This window comes from Halobacillus sp. A5, assembly GCF_024189315.1.
Lineage (GTDB): Bacteria > Bacillota > Bacilli > Bacillales > Halobacillaceae > Halobacillus_A.
Genome location: NZ_JAIZEO010000001.1, coordinates 1,209,863 through 1,230,292 on the forward strand (window position 1 = coordinate 1,209,863; position 20,430 = coordinate 1,230,292).

Genomic DNA, 20,430 nt, shown 5'->3' on the forward strand with positions numbered 1-20,430 from the left:
GATACCTCCTTATTTTTCTATGCCGTTGCTGTAGGCGCCGGAGATAATCGCTTATGAATGGCAAGAGCCGCTTCTTTACCCTGCTGTGCGGCTGTAACCACCATGGCATCTCCTTTACCTTTTCCAAAAATAACATCTCCGCAAGAATAAACATCAGGGTTAGAAGTTTGTCTTGATTCAGGGTTAACTTTGACTACCCCGCCTTCGTGCTCCAATCCAAAATGTTCAATTAAGCTTAAATGACGTGTCTGTCCAATAGCCTTTATAATGGCATCAGCTTCTATCGTAAAATCTGAACCTTCAACAGGCACAGGGCGTCTCCTCCCATCACTGCCCGGTTCTCCAAGCTCCATCTTCACACACGTCAGCTCGGAAACTTTTCCACTATCATCCCCGGTGATACGGATCGGCTGGGTCAGCCAGTTAAACTCAACTCCGTCCTGCTTAGCAAAGTCATATTCAAAATCGTAAGCGGTCATTTCATTCGCTGTCCGCCTGTACACGATTTTCACATTCGAAGCTCCCTTACGAACCGAACAAGTGGCGGCATCAATCGCTGTGTTTCCGGCTCCAACAACGACTACCTTCTTTCCAATCAGTTCCTGCGTGATTTCTCCCGATTTCGTACTCTTAACGAATTCAATCGCATCGTGTATCCCTTCTAAATTTTCACCTTCAATACCGAGTACAGGGACACTTCCCATTCCAATAGCAAGAACAATCGAATCGTAGTTATTCTTTAACTCTTCATAGCTGATGTCTTCTCCTACCTTAGTATTTGTTCTAATTTCAACATCCATTTTTTCTACCTGTTCCACTTCCCAGTAAGATATCTCCTGTGGCAGACGGAAAGAAACAATACCATATGTATCTAATCCCCCTGCCTTCTCTTCTGCTTCAAAAATGGTAACATCATAACCAAAGCGGGCGAGTTCGCGTGCAGCAGACAAACCAGCCGGACCGCCGCCTACAACAGCGATTTTCTTACCATTTCGTTCACCCGGCTTAAAGAGCAGCTGTTCATTTCTGATCGCCCAATCTGTGGCAAACCTCTGTAAATCTCCAATCACTATAGGCTTGGTAGAATGATTTAATACACACGCTCCTTCACATAACTCTTCGGTAGGGCAGACACGTGCACAAGTAGCACCAACAGGATTTGAGGACATAATAGTAGTGGCTGACCCTTTTAAATTACCTGAAGCTATTTTCTTAATGAATTTAGGAATGTCGATATCTGTAGGACAGGCTTTAATACAGGGCGCATCATAGCAGTACAAACACCTATTGGCTTCTTCAACGGCTTCGGCCCCTGACAACCCCTGGTGCACTTCTTCAAAGTTCAAACTTAAATTCTCTAACGATATCCCCTTACTTTTTAACTGACCCAATGATCATAACCTCCTCGTAAAGAACTATTTGAATCAAAGTTGTATGTTTGGATTTTCAATCAAACGACTAAGCAGTCTTTAAACAGCCTAATTAAAAAGTCTTACATAGAGAAAATAATGTATTTTCTGTCCGCTCTATGTAAGACTTCGAAGTGTATTGTCGATTAAGGCAGTAATTCGACCATATTTTCATAAGTTTCCGGTCTGCGGTCGCGGTAAAACTGCCACGTATCCCGCACTTCCCGAATAAATTTCTTATTCATTTCTGCAATGATAACTTCATCCTGATCACGACTCCCCGTAGCTACAAAACCGCCTCTAGGATCCACAAGGTAGGACTGACCGTAGAACTCTCCCATGTTCCATGGCTTTTCATAACCTACTCGATTAATAGCTCCTAGATAATAGCCGTTAGCTACTGCATGAGCCGGCTGTTCAAGCTTCCAAAGATATTCTGAAAGACCAGCAACCGTCGCAGAAGGATTAAATACAACCTCTGCACCATTTAACCCTAATAACCTCGCACCCTCAGGAAAATGACGATCATAGCAGATGTATACTCCTACTTTGGCAAAAGCTGTATCAAAAACAGGGTATCCAAGGTTCCCGGGTTTAAAATAATACTTCTCCCAGAATCCATGACCCTCTTCACCTACTTTTACCTGAGGGATATGATGCTTTCTATATTTTCCAAGATAGGAACCATCGGCATCTATAACAGCTGCCGTATTATAATATGTCGCAATCCCCTCGACTTCATAAATCGGCAGAATGATGACGACGCCTAACTCTTTAGCAAGCTCTTGAAACCGTTTTGTCGTAGGTCCATTAGGAATTTCTTCGGCAGAGTCGTACCATTTTGAATTTTGTTCTGTACAAAAATAAGGTCCATAGAAAATTTCCTGTAAACAAATAATCTGTGCACCCTTTTCCGCTGCTTCTTCCACCAGTTTCAGATGCTTTTCAATAGCTTGTCTTTTATGAACTTCAACAGGTTCATTTCCATCAACATCGTGAGAAGCTTGAATTAATCCTATTTGTACTTGATCTGACACATCCATTCCTCCTATGTAAGAATTATCGACATTGTAGATATAAAGAAGAAAAATTGTAGAAGAAAACCGCCCCTTTTTGTAATTTATTGAATCTTTTCTATTTACAGAATATTTTGTAACTTAAACTCTACTTTACACTATTTTTACAAATTTTCCACTATACACATTGTAAAATTTCGACTCAAAAAATTTTCCCTTTTGTAAAATGGGTAAGATGAACCAGAAGAAACGGACTCCCAATATAGTATAGAAGTCCGTTAATCATCTTTTATCTAGAACCATCGCTGGGTAAGCATTTTCTTTCTTGTGTAAAAGTTCACTCCATCTTTTCCGTTAGCGTGAAGATCTCCATAGAAAGATTTCTTCGCACCGGAAAACGGGAAGAAAGCCATCGGAGCAGGCACATTAACGTTTACTCCAAGCATGCCTGCATCCATCTCTTCTCTAAACTGCCTGACCGCTTCGCCACTGGAGGTGTAGATAACAGCTCCGTTTGCAAATTCAGAGTTATTAGCTGTCTCAATAGCTTCACTTAATGTATCCGTACGGACAATACTGAGAACAGGAGCGAAGATTTCATCTTTCCATATCTCCATTTCTTCCGTTACATAGTCGAAAATGGTAGCTCCTAAAAAGTAACCGGTCTCATGCTCACGCAGTTCCAGTCTTCCGTCTCTTACTAATTTTGCGTTTTCCTTCTCTCCTTGCTCAATGTAATTAACTACCCTGTCTCTATGTGTTTCCCGAATCAGCGGACCGAGACTTGTTGTTTCTTCTAAACCATCGCCAACGTTGAGCTCATCGGCCGCCTGCTTGATCTTTTCTACTAATTGATCTCCTACATCGCCAACAGCAACGACTACTGAGCAAGCCATACAGCGTTCTCCCGCACTTCCAAAAGCCGCATTGATAATACCTTCTACCGACTTATCTAAATGACAGTCAGGCATAACAATCGAGTGGTTTTTGGCGCCGGCCAGAGCTTGTACACGTTTTCCATGATTGGCTGCAGTTTTGTAAATGTACTCAGCGACAGGCTGAGATCCAACAAAAGAAATCGCATCTACTTCCTCATGCTCCAGCAGCCCATTAACGACATCATGTGCGCCGTTAACAAGATTAAGTACACCTTTTGGCAGTCCGGATTCCTGCATGAGCTCTACAAGAAATTTAGCTAAAATAGGCGTTCGTTCTGAAGGCTTCAATACAAAGGTGTTTCCACAGGCAATCGCCAGAGGAAACATCCAGAGCGGTACCATCATAGGGAAGTTAAACGGTGTGATGCCTCCGACCACTCCAAGCGGATAACGGTACATCCCGGAGTCAATTCCATCTGCAATATCAGGCAGCATTTCTCCCATCATTAACGACGGAGCCCCCGCAGCAAATTCAACGCATTCAATACCCCGCTGCACCTCTCCCATTGCATCTTTTTTTGTTTTACCATTTTCTTGTGTGATGACCTTTGCTAATTCTTCGTGATGCTCCTTTAATTTCTGCTGATATTCAAACAGTACCCTTACCCGCTTAGTTACAGGGGTTTTGCTCCAGGTTTTAAAAGCTTCTCTTGCTGAACGAACAGCATGATCTACATCTTCTTTCGATGAAATCGGAACTTTGGCGATAATTTCCCCAGTTGCAGGGTTCGGTACTTCCTCAAACTGCTCTCCTTTTGAAGTTACCCACTCCCCGTTAATAAAGTTTTGAATCATCATTTGATTAGACTTCGAGAAAGTTGTCTCCATTATTTCACCTCAATTGTAAGATTCTGTTTCTTATACTCCCTTCATTATAAATTCAGAATATTTCAACATCAATAGACGAATTGTAAAATCAGTCCTGACTAAAATTGACACTATGACAGTCCCTATTTAATTTAAAAAAAGCCGTCCAAATCACAAATGGACGGGCTTTTCATTCCTTGATGGATATTTTTTTCTTCGACTCAAATAATAGAAAAAAAGAAGGGATCATGTATGAAAATTATTACTATCTTTATTTTTACACTTTCCTCGATGTTGTTAATTACTTTTGGGCTCGATTTGTTAATAGGAATAGACCGAAGCTTAGCGATATCCAACCTACTTAACCCTTTTTGGGTAATGGAACCTTTTGAATACTTTATTATTGCTCTATTGGCTGCTATCCCTTTAGTAAGCATACTCGTTACATTTCTATCTAAAAAGAAAAAGCTTAACGAGGACTAAGACGCCTTCGTATTAAAGCAGTAATAAGTAAAATTATTGGAATGCCCATTTGGACGGGAAGGGAAATATAATAAGTCACCATGTCTAATCCTTCACTATTGTGATCAACCGAGCTGCTTGCCACTGCCATAGAGGAAATTAGAATTACAATGCTGAACGGAATAATTAATTTTTTATAATTTGGAACTTTAAACAATTCTGCAGCGCTTATAAGTGCTGCGTAGAAAAAAATAGCAATCTTAAAGAAACCTCCTATCATAAGGGTCATGACGACAGCGACATCTAACCGCTGAAATAAACCGGTTATATCCACAAGTCCTATAGCTGCAAGCATAGGAAACGTAGATCGGGCGGCTATATAAACACCCAGGATAGTAATGTCCATTATCACTACCCATATCAGCAGCATCCCGCTTAATCCCATGGCCGGCCAGGCCGCCCTTATGCCGAGTTGAGGTCGATTTAAATAGGGGAGAAGCATGGTGAATACAATCATTTCCCCAAAAGGAAACGTGTAAGTCAGCGGAACTGTACTTAATACCGGACCCCACCCGTTTTCAAGAACAGGCAGTAATTGGCTGAAATCCATTTCCCCGGAAACAAATACCATTGTGGTACCTATTGCCCCTACTAAGATTAACAATAAAAAAAATATTTCTCCTGTTCTTGCAAGTACTTCAATCCCATAGTGCAATACAAAAGCAACCGTCAGTATCATTATGGCATTAATTATAAACAGCGGCGTATAGTTATAGGTTGAAGCCGTTAACAATTCCCCAAAATCACGCAAATCCCTTACACCAATGTACAGAAAGTAAATGAAGTACAACACCCCTGCCATGAACCCCGCGTACTTTCCGAGTATTTCTTTTGAATAGCCGATGAGAGTGCATTCTGGATAAAATCGATAGAGTACGTAATAGACCAGAAAAAAAATCACCCCTATTATTAAACCAAACAGGACGGCCAGCCAGGCGTCTTTTTCAGCACTGAGTCCTGGATTAATCACAATTGCCGTGCCTAATTCAAATAAAATAATTAATACAAAAAGCTGCCAGCCATTTATTTTTGCTTTCTCCATTCCTCCACCCGCCTTCCCTGCCTCTGTTTGAATTTATTAATTTTCATTATTACTTTTCTGTAGAATTAAAGGCTTAGTTCTTAAACCCGTTTTTCTTATAAAAAATTTAGTGTTCACATTCACGTCCATTTCAGAAAATGTCTCATCCCAATTTTCCCTCATGCTTTTCCACTCTTCAGGATGACTTTGATTTACCGTCTCTCCAAAACCAAAAAGATCAATTTCTTGTTCCTGGGCAATCTTTACTGCCTGTATGACTTCCTGTTCAATTTCTGATCCAAAATCTTCATTAAGCTGATAAATAATTTCAGGGTCAGTAAGATCCATAGGACAGGCTGCCTCTTCAATTGGGCCTTCTCCCCTGATATCTACAGTGATCTCCGGTTTACCATCATGAATAGAGGCTGATAGTTTGGTTGTAGAATAACGAACTTCTGCAGCAATATACTCTTCATTTTCGTCGCATTTAAAAGTGAGCACCGTGCGTTTAATCTCGTCCTGCACCCAGGCCATTCCGCGGGCTTCTTTGTCATCGAGCCAGCCTTGAAGCTTACCCTCTTTAAACATACCTACTCCACTGAGTTCAACGTAACTTTCGGGGACGGCTTCCTTGTTTTTGTCTTCTTTCTGTCCTTCGTTCATATTTCCTACAAGAGAAACACCGCTCAAAGATAAACTCTTTGTATCACTGGATAATGTTTGTACGACATCCTTAATATTTCTACTGGGAGTCTCCCCCCACACTTCTGTCGTCTTTTGCGAAGTTTCCTCAATCTTCATCGCAGGAATTCTCTCCATAGGGTTAAGAATACTCAATATGGAATTTGCCTGGCTTTCTCTGGCAAGGAGTACTAGGGCGGTCGGTCGGAATCCATAATATCGTTCCGTGAAATCCATTACTTCAAAGAGACTCTCTTCTCTTGCTAATTCTTCTCCAAGGACCAGCACCACCATATGTGAAAAGCTGAGATTGCGAGGTACCTGGGTTGAAATTTTCCTGGTGGTTTCAAATATGTTTTTTCCTGTTTCCGTATAAGTAGTAACAGAAGTGCCTTCTCCAGTATCTCCTGTCATTTGCCCTCCAGTCACCTGTCCGGGATTTACTATTTGAAAAGAAACCTTGTATAAATCATCTTCTGTTTTGTCGATTCCCATTCCCATTACCAGCGCAACCTCTTCTAACTCATTGTGGTCCCAGCAGCCCGTTAAAATAGTCAGTCCGAATAAAACGAAAAATACAGAAATACCACGTCTCATTTAATCACCCTGTTCTTTCTTCAGTTACCATTGTGGTTATCCGAAGGAGATGGTTTATTCCCTCGTGCTTGTCGTTTATTGTTTTGTTGACTAACCAGCCTTGGCCGGGAATCTAAAGACCATAAAGGCCTCCGGATAATAGTGTCCTTAAAATCTGCCGGTATAAATGGAGCAAAAGGACTCAGGTAAGGAATTCCAAACGATCTTAGACTGGTCAAGTGAGCGATGAGAATAAATAAAGCCACAAACACACCATAGAGGCCAAAGCCACCAGCCAAAATCATCATTAAGAAACGCAGCAGTCGAGGTGCCACGGCAATATTATAAGAAGGAGTAGCAAAGCTTGCGATTCCAGTAAAAGCGACAACAATTATAGTAGTAGGAGATACTATACCAGCTTGTACAGCTGCCTGCCCAAGTACAAGCGCCCCTACTATAGAAACAGCCTGGCCTACAGCACGTGGCATACGCAGGCCGGCTTCACGGATAATTTCAAAGGTGAATTCCATAATAAGCACCTCAACTATAACCGGAAAAGGAACCCCTTCATGCTGGGCAGCCAAGCTGATTAATAAAGATGTCGGAATCATCTGAGGATGAAAGGTTGTTAAAGCAATATAAAGAGAAGGTGTTAGGATTGAAATAATATACGAGATGATCCTTAACATTCGTAAAAATGAACCGATAAGGTAGTTTTGATAATAGTCTGAAGGCGATTGAAAAAATTGAATAAACAAAGCTGGCACTACTAATACAAAAGGGGTTCCGTCAACAATGACAGCAATACGTCCTTCGAGCAAATTCCCAACAACAGCATCCGGACGCTCCGAATTATAGATCGTGGGAAACGGAGTAAAAGCGTTATCCTGAATATATTCCTCGATATTCCCAGATTCAATAATGTCCTCGACTTCAATTTTATTTAATCGCTTTTTCACTTCCCGTAATACTTTTTCGTTAACCGTTCCTTTTATGTAAACAAGAGCGGTATCCGTTTTGGTTATACTTCCTACCTGCTGGGTTTCCACCCGTAAGTTAGGGCTTTTAATGTATCGGCGGATTAATGCTACGTTGGTTCCGATCGATTCAGTAAAAGCCACCTTGGGGCCTCGAATGACTAATTGTGTTGAGGGTTCAGTTATCTCACGAGTTTGCCCGCCTTTAGTGTTTGCGGTAATGGCCTCGTTATATCCATCCAGAAGGATAACCGTCTCCCCATTGAGAATTGTTAAAAGTAACTTATTCCAGTCTGATACCATCACGATATTATTAATAGACAGGGCACGATCTCTGACGATATCAAACATATCCTTTTGAGAGTAAGCCGCCTCTTTTAACGGATCTTCTACTTTCAGCGATTCCTCGATAAATTTATTAGCTTTCTTATCATCCACTAATCCGCTTATATATACGACAGCAGCTGCGGCAGGTGATTCTGTTCCCAGCTCAAAATAGCGAATAACCAGATCGCTGCTATCGCCAAGTTCATCCTTTATCTTAATTAAGTTCTCTTCTAACTTTTTCTCAAGAACCTTTACCTCTTTCTCAGGTGAAGGATTTTCTGTTCTGTTTAGTTTCTTCAATTTATTTCTGCAGCGATCCCAAAAGTTCATTGCCCTACCTCATTACAATTGACTTTATTACTTCATGATGGACAGCCCATGAGGTTTTTAAACTGTTATCTAGAGAAAACTCCGGGTTTTCGGAAAGCCTCCTTTTTCTATAGTACAACCAATGACTAATCCTCGTTTGATTGGGCAATCTTAATGTTGACCACATTTACTGAGGAGGAGACTTAGTGACACAACAAAAGAAAGAAATTCAGCCCAAACAGCACCAGGTGCGCCAGCCCGGACAGGAACACAAGATGACGCCCCTCCCTCAATATGAAGATCCAAACTATAATGGAAGCAGAAAACTAGACCAGAAAACAGCGGTCATTACCGGCGGGGACAGCGGTATAGGAAGATCGGTAAGCTTATACTTTGCAAAGGAAGGAGCGAATATAGCAATTATCTACCTTGACGAGCATCAAGACGCAGAATATACAAAGAAGCTCGTAGAGAAAGAAGGAAGGGAGTGCTTGCTGATCAGTGGAAATGCCGGCAACGCAGGGTTTTGTGAGAAAGCTGCAGCTCAAGTAATAGAAGAGTTTGGAAAAATTGATATTTTAGTCAACAACGCTGCTGTTCAATATCCTCAAGAAGACTTTTTAAACATTTCAAATGAACAAATGGAACAAACCTTCCGCACCAACTTTTTCTCATATTTTTATATAACTAAAGCCGTTCTTCCCCACCTTAATAAAGGAAGTTCGATCATAAATACATCCTCCATTACTGCTTATGCAGGCAACGAACAACTAATTGATTATACTTCTACAAAAGGTGCGATTACATCCTTTACACGTGCCCTCTCTAAGTCACTGGTCAGCAAGGGGATTCGAGTAAACGGTGTAGCCCCCGGCCCCATATGGACGCCTTTAATCGCATCGAGCTTTGACGCAGAAAAAGTAGCCGAATTCGGCTCTGATAACCCTATGGGACGAGCGGGCCAGCCTAAAGAAGTGGCTCCTGCATTTGTTTACTTAGCCAGTAATGATTCATCTTATGTAACAGGTCAAATGATCCACGTAAATGGCGGAATAATAATAAATGGATAAAAGAAGGAGCTGAATTAAAATCAGCTCCCTTTTTTCAGCAAATATAGTAATCATTTTTCACTTCATATGGTTAATAGTCTTATCAAACAGTCTCATCTGTTCATAGGATAGATCGTACCACTATATTAATAGGAAGGACGGTGACTATATATGGGATGTAATCGTAATAATAATGTAGGTGGAGCTTCTGACAATCGAAGAAACGGCAGGAACCGCAGAATTGCAGGAATATCAGATAACAATAGAAGGAATTGCAACGGGAACGGGAACGGAAACGGCAATGATGTAGCAGGTGTGTCTGACAACAATGACTTCAGAGTACCAGTACGTGCTTTTATCGACGGCAACGAATTTTGCAGAGCGGTAAACCGTTGTATTGAAGATGATGTGTTAGCTGAAGCAGAGGAAATAAGAAGAAGAAGAAGAAAGCGTCGTCGCAGAGGGAACATGTGGGAAAGGCTAGGTTTGTGGTTCTAGGTTGTTGAATCCATCTCACCCCCGACGGGATTCTTCATCATATCCAGCATAAAGAACCTGATTGAAAGACGTGTACTGAATTTCATGAGAAGCATAGGGCGTGAAATTCATCACGTCTTTTTGTCGTCTTAATTTTTCAAATGAAATGACGCGGCTCCCCTCTGAAGGGAAACCGCGCCATTCCAGCCCTTTGTATGGATGGTCCGATTCATCTAGAATGGACCCCAATTAATCATAACTCCAATCGACAGCGTCAAGACGGCAATAACGACCCAGATTAAAAATAAAGGAAACATCCATTTCACCCATTTAGCCCATGAAACATTGGCTACGGCTAAGCTGGCCATAAGTATTCCAGAAGTGGGGAAAATACTATTTGTAAGACCGTCTCCAAACTGGTAAGCCTGCACAGCCACCTGGCGGGTCACACCCACCATATCAGCCAGCGGTGCAAGCATAGGTATAGAAATCATCGCTTGACCACTTCCTGAATTCACAAGAAAGTTTAATAGTCCGTTAGAAACAAACATACCGATAGCAGCTAAAACAGGCGGAAAGCTCTCTAAAGGCACAGCTAAACCATATACGATTGAATCGAGAACCTGGCCGTCTTCTAATACGACTATCACTGCTCTGGCTAAGCCTACTACCAAAGCTCCATATGCAAGCTTCTTAGTTCCTTCCAGGAAGGTTATCGCAATTGTATTGTAATGCATCCCCGCTATAACACCCGCAGTGAGTCCAATAAATATAAAGAAAGCTGCCATATCACTGATTTCCCATCCCAGCTGGGTAGAAGCATAAACGAAAAAAGCTAAGCTCAAACCAACAAAGCTAAGCAAAATCTTATGCCTGGTAGTAAAAGACGCATCCACCTTCTCATCTTCTTCATCAGTTTGATAAATACCAACTAAGCTTTTCGAAGGATCTTCCATAATTCTTTTTGCATAACGCCATGTGTACCAAATCGTAGTGGCCAGGATAATCACAAATACGATAAATCTAAAAACCGCACCCGAAAAAATCGGCAGTCCGGCAATATCTTGAGCGATCCCTACAGTATAAGGATTAATAAACCCCACATTAAACCCTGCAAAATTAGCTCCAAAAGTGATAGCAACAGCGATAATTGGATCGAGTTTAAGAGTACGTGCGATAATTACACCTATTACAACAAAGGCAATGACAGCATTGGCTACTGCTCCCACTGCTCCTCCAAGCGCAAAAACGGTGGAAACTACAGCAATCATCCAAAATTCACGTCCACGGGTCAGATTTATCGCGCGATTAATCCCACCGCGCAGAGCACCTGAACGTTCAATAATCTCAAAGGCTCCTCCAGTAAATAACACCATGAAAATAATATCTGCAGATTCTATCATTCCTGTTTGAATCGATCGAAAAATATCCATTAAACCGAGAGCAGCGCCGTCAGTTTGAGAATATGTATTAGGTATAACTCGTTCAACCTCATCTACCATTTCTCTCTCAAAAGAGCCGGAAGGTATTAAGTAAGTAGCAATAACCGCCAGTAATAAAACTAAAAATAAGATGACATATGTATCAGGCATTTCCCATTTTCTTTGCTTTGGCTCAAAGTTTTCCCTTTCCTTTGACCTTTTCATAATAAGTAAAAACCTCCAGTATTTGATTTGGTAAACCATGCTCAATATTTTTATCCCTGCTGCATCTAAACTGATATATATTTTACAAGTATACAATTCAGAAAATTACGAATCAACGGGGAGGCATATAGTTTTCTATCAACACTCGGCAAATTTAAAAGGGAAACCAGCATTAGAATAAGTAAAACCGCTGGAAGATGGAGGGATGCTGGTGTTCTAAGAAGAGACTTCACTATGAGGAACAATTATCACTACTTTAATACTTTATAGAGGTATTCCCTCTTAACTGATTTATAAAGACAAAAAAAGAAGTGACGCGGCCTCCCCTATGCTAGGAAACCGCGCCACTCCGGCACTTTGTATGGATGATTCCGATTGGGCTCGAACCAACGACCTCCACCCTGTCAAAGTGGACGCCATGGTAGGAAGGCAACCTAAGAATATTAGAGAATTCCTATTAAAACAAGCTCTTATCTAATAAAGTTCGAAATAAATATGATGAATTTTTAATGTTTCCGAAGAGTTTCGGCAACAATTCGGCAACAATTTATGTTTTCTACATTTTCTAGGCAATCCAACCTGTTAGTGTATTCAACAATGTAGTTTTCAAAGAGGTAGGCCGCCCATAATTCGAAGAACTTTTCCAGACTTTTGTTCCGATCGCTACGGTTAAATTGACTAGAATCTATTCTCATTTCCTTCAATAAAATCCTTGTACAACTTATTAAAACTTTTCTTCCCTGTTACATATTTTGTGACATTAAAAATGTAACATCAGTTTCTCCTACTAATCACATTATTGCAGAACCTCTAGTTACTCAATTACTTAAATATAATCTTTAATTTCTTCTCCTAAGTCAACTCTCGACTTTTGAAAACTTTTATAAGTAGTTACATTAATAATGTGCCCTAATATTCTTTAATGTGAAGTAGAGACCTTATAACACTCATTAAAATAATATAGGTGTACTAAATTAAATTCTGCACTCTATAAAATATTCATTTCTTTATTGTCACATTCCTCTTCATTTTGAATTTTCCTTTTTGGATAATCTTCCCAATAATTAGAGTATAAAGTTTTATCCTGGTATAGAAACCTGGGTTTTTCTATTGAATTATTAATATTAACATTAGGTATTGTTAATTGAGGGTTCATATAGTCAGGTAAACCACATCTAATAAATTGAGAATTATTACTTAATTGAAGAAGTACATTATTATAGTTTCTGTAATTTGTAACACCCCTGCCAAATTGGTCTACCTCTGTTCCAGAATAAATATAAAGCTGCGGAATTATACCATTTACCTCCATTTTGTTGACTAATTCCTCTATAACTCTGGATGTTTTCTCTAATTCATCTATCTTTGGAAATTCATGTATAGGTCTGTTATGTTTAATTCTGTTCCTAACGTTACTTACATTAGCATTTTCAAGTATAGAGGTTATTTCTTTTAAATTCTCAATCAACCTCCTTACATCGCTTTCATTTAAATTTAACAAGAAAATTTTGTAATCAAATGGGAACTTAAAAATATTTGTTTTATTATGGTATGAAGGAAATTCTGAAATTGGTCTCTTGAAAGAACTTCTTTTATTTAGATAGTCCTCACAAATTTCAGCAACAACTACAAAACCTTTAATTAGAGGATATAAAGTATTTTTCCCTTCACTATCTAAAACTAGATAGTCAGTATCACTGATATAATATTGAAAATCATTAATATTTCTTACCATAAACTTTCTTGCGTCTTCTAAATTAAACTCAAATTTGGTATCTAAATAATGATCAGCTAATAATGACCAAGTAATAAAGGACAAGCTATAATCTAAAATCTCTTCTAAGGAAACAAAATAATTAACACCTGAACTTCTAATGGTTTCTCTTTCTTCTTCAGTTATAACGTCACTTATCTTTATTATTTTTAAGAAATGTTCATGCCTCTTCCAAAAAACATTTAAATAATCTGGATATGACATTGAATTAAACCCTAACTTCCATAAAATTTTATTTAAAATGTATTCTTCTTTTATTGATGGATAAGGGAACTCAAAATCCCCGTATTTCAGATAATTAAAAGTTGCTTTAACGTAATCCGCATTATCAAATATCAAGTTAATTAGGATTTTCTGAGGATTTTCGTTAAGTAAATATTTCTCTAATTTCTCTACAAAGTTATCTCCATGTATATTTCTAAGTTTCCATTCAAGCTTCTCCATTTGATCTGATTCTGAATATAATTTTGTAATAAGATTTTTTAATCTAATAAGCGCAATGTTTGTATTCTCCTTACTATCAATTGTGCACCTTAAACCATATCTTGAACATTCGATTTTCAGATTAAACCTTTTTCTTCTCTTTCTTGTAATATAAGGTCTTCTAATCTCACTAGATGAGATATTAATTTTGTTATCATAAATTAATCGTTCTAACGCCTCAGCTATTTCATTATCTTTGAATAAAAGAATTAACTGCATACACTGCGAATGTTGTAATGTATTAGCTATTCCCCAACCATCTCCATTCCAAATATGATTAAATTCGTGGTCCTTAGGAAAAGAGGCCCTAATTTCCTTATGTTTATTTATTAATAAACTTAATAAAATTTTGAGTTCCCCTTCAGGGAATGTACCTAGTAAGTCAGGTAAATTCTCTAAGTTATTATCATCATAAAAGTTTGGCTTTCTTAATGGGGTTAGTTGTGGAAAATAACTTTGAAAATCCTGTCCTATTTCTCGAATTTCATTAATTAACTCATTAATAACACTGGATGCAGTCATTAAACTAGTAATATGCAGTGCATGACAGGAAGTATCTTGGCAATGACGGATAGGTACATCTCTAACAGGACTGTAGTTCCTAAATTCTGTTGATTTTAACAGACCAAAAGGCCCCGTTAAAAGATCATTAACTTGAAACACGCCATTTGGAGTGTTATCCAATAGACTTAAAGTCTCTTCATAATTTATCTCTTCATCATTACCGTACATATCGAAAAATTTATCGTATAATTCTCTTCCAAATACATAAGGAAATAATAACTTTTTATTTTTAATTTCTTCATGTACAGTTTTTAATAAAAGATCGAAGTTACTAAGTTCTAGATCAATATAGCCAGGGGATGACAATACAGTTGCCAACTTTAATTCTGGACCATTTTTACTTATAGTTTTTAACTTATCTAATAATTGTTCAATAACTTCTTGACCTATATCATTTAATACTATTGCTTCACTATATGATTGTGATGGAGTATAATCTTTAGATAATATACATTTGTGTAGGAACATACTTATATCATATATAAGTCTATGCTTTTCTGTAGTTTTGTGAGAATTTCCTTCTAAACTTTTAGTCTTACTGTTCTCACCTAAATTTAAACCTGAATTTGAATTTACCATCTGAATCCTCCTTATTTAATTGTATTTTAACTCATTATTGCAAAAAGTGGAATTATTAACCAAAGCTCTCACAACTTAAGATACAGTTAATTTACTAGATAAAAGCTCACCAACAAAGGTGAGCTTTCATGATGTTATGATCCTCTTTCTACGCTGCCAAGCGGTTTGTCTATAGCATATAATTCCCTCAAGAGTGGATCTGAGTTGTCATACTTACCTTCTTCAATATCCGTTAGTTGACCAAGTAAGAAGTCTCTTGCGCGGTCTTCCAATGTGTGGATTTGCGATTGTAGGACTTTGCGGAAGGGAAAGCTAGGTAAATATTCCATGACTATATAACGGTCGTCCTCTCCTTTTTTTAAGGACCACAGTATTTGAATCTCACCCTCAATCGGGTAGTCCATTATATACCCAAAACCTGAGTCTAAAGTAATGTTATCCATACTTAACACCTCCTTTAGGACTATATATTCGACATAAATTCTTGAATTTCCTTCAAAGATTTGAAATTTTTTCTGGAGAAAAAATCCCCTTGCTAGTTAAGCAAAGGGCTTTAAATAATTTAATCTAACTAATTTTTTCTATTAGCTCACCGTAATAAGTTGCCCTTAAATTATTTTCAGACCCTCCTTTTTCTTCGCTATAAGTCCCTGTTTCATTTTTAAATTGCTTTGCAAGTTTCTTAGCTTTAGAGATTTTTCCTTCTATATCTGAATAGCCCATTTTTTCTAATATTTTAATTGCATGATACGTTTTATCTAAAGAAGGTTTTCCTTTTCCGAAACCATCTTCATTTTCCCTGCTCATTACGAAATCAATAATTCCCTCTTTTTCCTCACTTGTAAATTTATTTTGAGGAATATTATCTACAATTAAATATGTTTCATATAGAGTAGAAGTTTCCTGTCCATAACCCCCGTCATTATTTTTCATCGAGGAAAAATCAGCTTTTAAATCTTTATCTTTGGACAATTTATAACTACTTAAATTATAAAACATACTTTGATTACTATCTAAGGATTCATTGCTAGAAGGTAAATTAAAATCTTCTATTGATAAACCCAAAAGTTTTCTGGACTCTAAAAGATAATACAAGTCCCTTGCACTTAAATCACTCTTTGTACTAAATTCCTCTATAAGGTTAGTAGTTTCTTTTGGCACTTTTTCACCCATTAGATCTAAGGTCTTTATAGCTCTATATGTCTGAATGATATTCGAGTTAATGTTATTTTCCGTATATAGGGTTGGTGAGATTTCTGTATATTGAATCTCCTCAGTTAAATTACTAGATAACTCAACTCCTAAATATTTATTAATTTCATATGTTAATTTAGGATCATAATTAGATTCACTGTACATATTAAAGCCATCATCTGTAGTCTTGAATCTATTAATACGTTTATAGACTTCGTCACTTATATTAAATCCTTCAAAATCTATTTCGTCTGATAACTGTGAGAGATAGAGGGTTTGTAATGTAGCCTCTTCAGGATTCTTAGCAAAATTTATATCTCCTTTTTTCGAAACAAATTCTTCAATTTCTTTTCTTTCATTGCTGCTTAGAGAGGTGCCCTGTAATTCTATTATTTTTTTATAAGAGGTATATAGAGATGCTTTATATTTATTTTCACTCTCTTTTATACTTTCAAAAAGAGAAGATCTTGTCTCCTTTTTTATTTTAGGAGTTTCCCCTGTAATGTTATTAATAATTATTAACGCGTCTAATGTGGTAGAAACCTTTTCCACCTCTTTTCCCTCTTCCTTAGAAAACCAATACAGCCCATCTTTTCTATTATCCTTAAGTTTGCTTATTAACCTATTTATTTCTTCTTCACCTAATGATATTTGATGTTTGGATACTAATTCACTGAGATACCTAAATTCAAGGATACTAGCTCTACTTAACTCTTGATCTACTTTATGGTTAAAATCTTCTTTAATATAATTTTTATAAACCTCATCTATTTCAACTATATCTTTCTTTAATAATGCTCTATTATAAAATGTATTATAATAATTAAGTTTTTTTTCTTGATTGAACCCTATAAACCCACCGTCTTTATTCATTGATTCTAAAATAACCTCTGCTACCTTAGATTGATCTTTTGAATCTCTATTTTCTTGTAGAACCTCACATCCTCCGATTATTATTAGAATGATAATAATAAATACAAAGTTAAATTTCTTAATTTTGTACACCCTTTTTTTCATATTAATTAAATCTTTTAAACTATAATTAAATATAGAAAGCCTTCTCTTAGAGAAGACTTTTAGATAAATTACCAAATTTAAATTACCAAATATCAAAATCTACATTCGTGGAATCCCCGTAAGAAGTACCACCATTAGTTATAGTAGCTTTCCCTCTAGAGGTTACACCGTCAAGCTCCCCATCACTACTTGAAGCAGAAACAGTATTCCATACATAATCTCTGTTTGATTCGCTAGAGTCTACAGTGACTTCATCATAGTTAACTGTTGCAGTAGATGTTCCATATCCACTCCAACTGGCACCTCCTGTACCAACACTCCAATTGGCAGTTGTAAAATCAAAGTCGATTTCAGGCTGTAGAACTACTTCGTCCGCTGGGCCTCCACTAAAAGAAAGGTTACCACGAACATCGGCACTGCTATTGCCTGCATCTACTGATGTTGAATTTGACATATAAAAGGTCTCTCCACCTACAGTATATGAATCAGAATTATAGCCATTTTCAAATTCATTATTTCCCATACGTACCGTTTCTGTTGAAAGTGTACTAAAACCGCTATTGTCTTCGGTTACTTGTTGTTCATATTCTTCTTGGTTTTCTATTTCATATACTTCGTAACCTTTTCCTTCTTTCACCTTTTCACCATGTTGAATATTAGCTCCTTCTGAAGCACTAACAAAAGTCGGTGACAAAAAGACTGATGTTAATAATGCACCTGTGACTAAAGAATTAATTTTTTTCATATTACTCCTCCTATGTTGAAAATTCCCAGCTGGGATATTACAATTCCAAATGTAACATTTACGAAATATTTTTGTCAAAGGATGGTAAAAAATGAATAAATTTCTTTTTTTAGTTTTATTTTCAATTAGTTTGGTGGGGTGCTCTACTGAGCAAGCTGAAGAGGATACAGAAACTAATAATGAAGCGAATCAAGGAGCGAATGAAAAAATAACTATCAATACAGGGGATGAGAAATACGAATTAGAGCCAGTATATAAATGCAATGAAAATTGTAATCTTAAAGAAGATCTTAGTATAGTAGATGACAATTTTGATAACTATGAGATAACTGAAATAGATTCGCCAAAAAATCTAAAAATTGACCAAGAAGATGTAAAAGTTAATCGTTCTGGGGCTATGGTTAATTATACTTCAACAACACAGCAAGTGAACTTGAGTGAAGATCATACTCTACCAGTATTAGGCAATAATGGGGAAACATCAAAATATGTTTATTATAAACATCACAATACTGAGGATGAAAAACAATCTAAATATGATATTTATGCTTTTACAGTTGTTCCCAACTAAACATATTTTTATAAAATTTTAGAAAAGCTCAGACTATTTTGTCTGAGCTTTTTCAAGTAGTGTAATCTTGTTTTAATCTAGCCAGCTAGTGACGGGGAATTAAGTGGTTTTATTCTGTGTGAAAACTCACATAATTCGGGTTCGCAGTAATAAACAGACCACTTTTTATTTTATACATTTGACCGACTCCTACCGGAAACTTATCACGAACGACTGTAAACACCTCTCCTTTACTTACAATCACAGCACGGTCATCCCAATTAGCTGAGTTATAAGTCCATAAGGAATCAGTAATCACTTCAACATACACTTGTTGGCTCTCAGTTCTTCCAGTAAGATCAAGAGCGTTCGCTAATCCTTTTGCATGTCCTCTCGCTACTTTTGTAAGAAAAGCATCGGTTTTTAAAGCTGCAGCATCCGATGTGTTATCAATAAACCCATTTTCGGTAAGAACAGCTGGCATTGCTGATTCTCTCACCATATGGAAATTAGCTTCTTTCTTTCCGCGATCATTAAACTCAGTTTCGGCTACAATAGCATCGTGAACAATCTCGCCCAATCGGTTCGTTTCTGCTTTTCCAGAATAGCTCCCATTGTACGTATAAGATTCAAAACCTGCCCCACCACTAGCATTTATATGGACAGAAACCAAGTAATCAGCTCCCCAATCATTCGCCATGTTCGTCCGTTGGGATAATGATAATGTTTCATCACTAGTTCGAGACAATTTTACGGAATGACCCTCATATTCATTATTTAAAATATCTCGTGTTTTGAGGGCAATATCTAGTGTTAAATCCTTCTCTCGAAGTCCGTTTCCTGTAGCTCCTGGATCTGATCCACCATGTCCTGCATCAATAAAAATGTTTGTCATAATAAATTTCCTCCTTAAAATTTTGCATTAAAAAACGACTCGTCATTTAGACCAGCCGCTAGTTATTTAGTGAGATTTGAACTTTTCAATACCTCTTTTTGTTGCTTCCCTTTCAATGTTACATAGTTGTTTTTAAACCATGCCCATGCACTGGCTGTTGCAGTCACTACCATGGTTATGATTTCTCCCCAGGATTCTTCGGTGCCAGGGATAGGGTTCAATCCGGCTGCTACTAATAACTGATTAGCAAGTGCTAAAATTAATACCACTGTGCGCACAATTGTACCTCTGTCCAATATCCTCACCTCCTTTCACCTAATTAGATATGAGGCAATAATAAAGCGATAGCCGAAATGGCTACCGCAACCCATGCTGGTAAATTCTTTTTCCAGTTGTCTTTATCTTTAACAATTCGTTCTACATCCCCCTTATCTGCTTTTGTTTTTAGGTCTTCCTCCAAATCGCCTATATCCTTAGAGTTATCCTTCGAACGTCGGTCCGCTGATTGAGCTGTGTCGTAAGTGTTATCCACCTTCTTTTTAATATCAAGTACATGATCTAACTTTTCAGTTTGTTTCGCTAGCGCGACTTTTACATCCATGAGTACAGTCATGAACTTTTCCATGTCTTCCACTTCCTTATCCACTTGTGGCATACTTGACCCCCTAACTCAACAAATACTAATTTCATACATTTAAGAAAAGTATCACTTATCGACTGATTGGTTCTCTTTCAATTGTTTATTTTCTTTTACTAATTGATCACGCTCGGCCATAAGTATAGCGACCTCCTGTTCAAGCCCTGCCACCTTTTGAGCGTGTCTTTGAGTTTGGATATCGATTACTTTCCTAGCATCGATCTGTCCGTCCATCTA

The 20,430-nt window shown here is 37.7% G+C and carries 20 protein-coding genes; 4 read left to right on the top strand and 16 right to left on the bottom strand.

What is annotated here, in order from left to right; all coding sequences use genetic code 11:
* Positions 1–17 precede the first annotated feature (17 nt).
* The 3 genes from LF822_RS06375 to LF822_RS06385 form a co-directional block, all read right to left on the bottom strand.
* Positions 18–1,391 (bottom strand): NAD(P)-dependent oxidoreductase, encoded by a 1,374-nt coding sequence (locus LF822_RS06375; RefSeq protein WP_253923088.1) that lies wholly within the window; start codon positions 1,389–1,391, stop codon positions 18–20.
* A gap of 164 nt (positions 1,392–1,555) precedes the next feature.
* Positions 1,556–2,446, bottom strand: a complete 891-nt coding sequence (locus LF822_RS06380; protein WP_253923089.1) for a nitrilase-related carbon-nitrogen hydrolase — start codon at positions 2,444–2,446, stop codon at positions 1,556–1,558.
* A gap of 272 nt (positions 2,447–2,718) precedes the next feature.
* Entirely contained in the window at positions 2,719–4,191 is a 1,473-nt protein-coding gene (locus tag LF822_RS06385; protein WP_253923090.1) for a CoA-acylating methylmalonate-semialdehyde dehydrogenase, read from the bottom strand.
* Positions 4,192–4,422: 231 nt separating this feature from the next.
* Here LF822_RS06385 and LF822_RS06390 point away from each other — a divergent pair, with 231 nt between their 5' ends.
* On the top strand, positions 4,423–4,653 hold the full coding sequence (locus tag LF822_RS06390) for an alkaline shock response membrane anchor protein AmaP (protein ID WP_253923091.1): 231 nt from the start codon (positions 4,423–4,425) through the stop codon (positions 4,651–4,653).
* Here LF822_RS06390 and LF822_RS06395 read toward each other — a convergent pair.
* The 3 genes from LF822_RS06395 to LF822_RS06405 are packed head-to-tail and all read right to left on the bottom strand — an operon-like array spanning position 4,640 to position 8,604.
* Positions 4,640–5,734 carry a GerAB/ArcD/ProY family transporter gene (locus tag LF822_RS06395; protein WP_253923092.1) on the bottom strand — a complete coding sequence of 365 codons (1,095 nt, stop codon included), beginning with the start codon at positions 5,732–5,734 and terminating at the stop codon, positions 4,640–4,642. The two genes, LF822_RS06390 and LF822_RS06395, sit on opposite strands and share 14 nt — an antisense overlap.
* A gap of 36 nt (positions 5,735–5,770) precedes the next feature.
* On the bottom strand, positions 5,771–6,991 hold the full coding sequence (locus tag LF822_RS06400; RefSeq protein ID WP_253923093.1) for a Ger(x)C family spore germination protein: 1,221 nt from the start codon (positions 6,989–6,991) through the stop codon (positions 5,771–5,773).
* A gap of 20 nt (positions 6,992–7,011) precedes the next feature.
* The gene (locus tag LF822_RS06405) at positions 7,012–8,604 is read right to left on the bottom strand and encodes a spore germination protein (protein WP_253923094.1); all 1,593 of its coding nucleotides are present in this window, start codon (positions 8,602–8,604) and stop codon (positions 7,012–7,014) included.
* Positions 8,605–8,789: 185 nt separating this feature from the next.
* Between LF822_RS06405 and LF822_RS06410 the strand changes: the two genes are divergently transcribed.
* Both LF822_RS06410 and LF822_RS06415 read left to right on the top strand, forming a co-directional pair.
* A complete protein-coding gene (locus tag LF822_RS06410) occupies positions 8,790–9,653 on the top strand; it encodes an SDR family oxidoreductase (RefSeq protein ID WP_253923095.1) in 864 nt (287 codons plus the stop codon).
* 150 nt (positions 9,654–9,803) lie between these two features.
* Positions 9,804–10,130 (top strand): hypothetical protein, encoded by a 327-nt coding sequence (locus LF822_RS06415; protein WP_253923096.1) that lies wholly within the window; start codon positions 9,804–9,806, stop codon positions 10,128–10,130.
* Positions 10,131–10,145: 15 nt separating this feature from the next.
* On the opposite strand, the gene LF822_RS06420 is transcribed toward LF822_RS06415, so the two are convergent.
* From LF822_RS06420 to LF822_RS06445, 6 genes are all read right to left on the bottom strand, one after another.
* Complete coding sequence (locus LF822_RS06420) at positions 10,146–10,358, bottom strand: alpha amylase C-terminal domain-containing protein (protein WP_253923097.1); 213 nt, start codon at positions 10,356–10,358, stop codon at positions 10,146–10,148.
* Complete coding sequence (locus tag LF822_RS06425) at positions 10,343–11,755, bottom strand: YfcC family protein (protein WP_253923098.1); 1,413 nt, start codon at positions 11,753–11,755, stop codon at positions 10,343–10,345. The genes LF822_RS06420 and LF822_RS06425 overlap by 16 nt, the downstream gene beginning before the upstream one ends.
* 988 nt (positions 11,756–12,743) lie before the next feature.
* Complete coding sequence (locus LF822_RS06430) at positions 12,744–15,155, bottom strand: hypothetical protein (protein WP_253923099.1); 2,412 nt, start codon at positions 15,153–15,155, stop codon at positions 12,744–12,746.
* A 134-nt stretch (positions 15,156–15,289) separates the two neighbouring features.
* Complete coding sequence (locus tag LF822_RS06435; protein ID WP_253923100.1) at positions 15,290–15,598, bottom strand: hypothetical protein; 309 nt, start codon at positions 15,596–15,598, stop codon at positions 15,290–15,292.
* Between the two features lie 124 nt (positions 15,599–15,722).
* A complete protein-coding gene (locus LF822_RS06440) occupies positions 15,723–17,366 on the bottom strand; it encodes a prenyltransferase/squalene oxidase repeat-containing protein (protein WP_253923101.1) in 1,644 nt (547 codons plus the stop codon).
* An 82-nt stretch (positions 17,367–17,448) separates the two neighbouring features.
* Complete coding sequence (locus LF822_RS06445) at positions 17,449–18,111, bottom strand: hypothetical protein (RefSeq protein ID WP_253923102.1); 663 nt, start codon at positions 18,109–18,111, stop codon at positions 17,449–17,451.
* A gap of 91 nt (positions 18,112–18,202) precedes the next feature.
* Here LF822_RS06445 and LF822_RS06450 point away from each other — a divergent pair, with 91 nt between their 5' ends.
* A complete protein-coding gene (locus LF822_RS06450; RefSeq protein WP_253923103.1) occupies positions 18,203–18,682 on the top strand; it encodes a hypothetical protein in 480 nt (159 codons plus the stop codon).
* 109 nt (positions 18,683–18,791) lie between these two features.
* On the opposite strand, the gene LF822_RS06455 is transcribed toward LF822_RS06450, so the two are convergent.
* The 4 genes from LF822_RS06455 to LF822_RS06470 all read right to left on the bottom strand — a co-directional run bounded on the left by LF822_RS06455 (position 18,792) and on the right by LF822_RS06470 (position 20,427).
* The gene (locus LF822_RS06455) at positions 18,792–19,556 is read right to left on the bottom strand and encodes an N-acetylmuramoyl-L-alanine amidase (RefSeq protein ID WP_253923104.1); all 765 of its coding nucleotides are present in this window, start codon (positions 19,554–19,556) and stop codon (positions 18,792–18,794) included.
* A 62-nt stretch (positions 19,557–19,618) separates the two neighbouring features.
* Positions 19,619–19,861, bottom strand: coding sequence for a phage holin (locus tag LF822_RS06460; RefSeq protein ID WP_371925838.1), 243 nt, complete (start codon positions 19,859–19,861; stop codon positions 19,619–19,621).
* 14 nt (positions 19,862–19,875) lie between these two features.
* Positions 19,876–20,211 carry a hypothetical protein gene (locus tag LF822_RS06465; protein WP_253923106.1) on the bottom strand — a complete coding sequence of 112 codons (336 nt, stop codon included), beginning with the start codon at positions 20,209–20,211 and terminating at the stop codon, positions 19,876–19,878.
* A gap of 51 nt (positions 20,212–20,262) precedes the next feature.
* Positions 20,263–20,427, bottom strand: a complete 165-nt coding sequence (locus LF822_RS06470; RefSeq protein ID WP_253923107.1) for a hypothetical protein — start codon at positions 20,425–20,427, stop codon at positions 20,263–20,265.
* Positions 20,428–20,430: the final 3 nt, after the last annotated feature.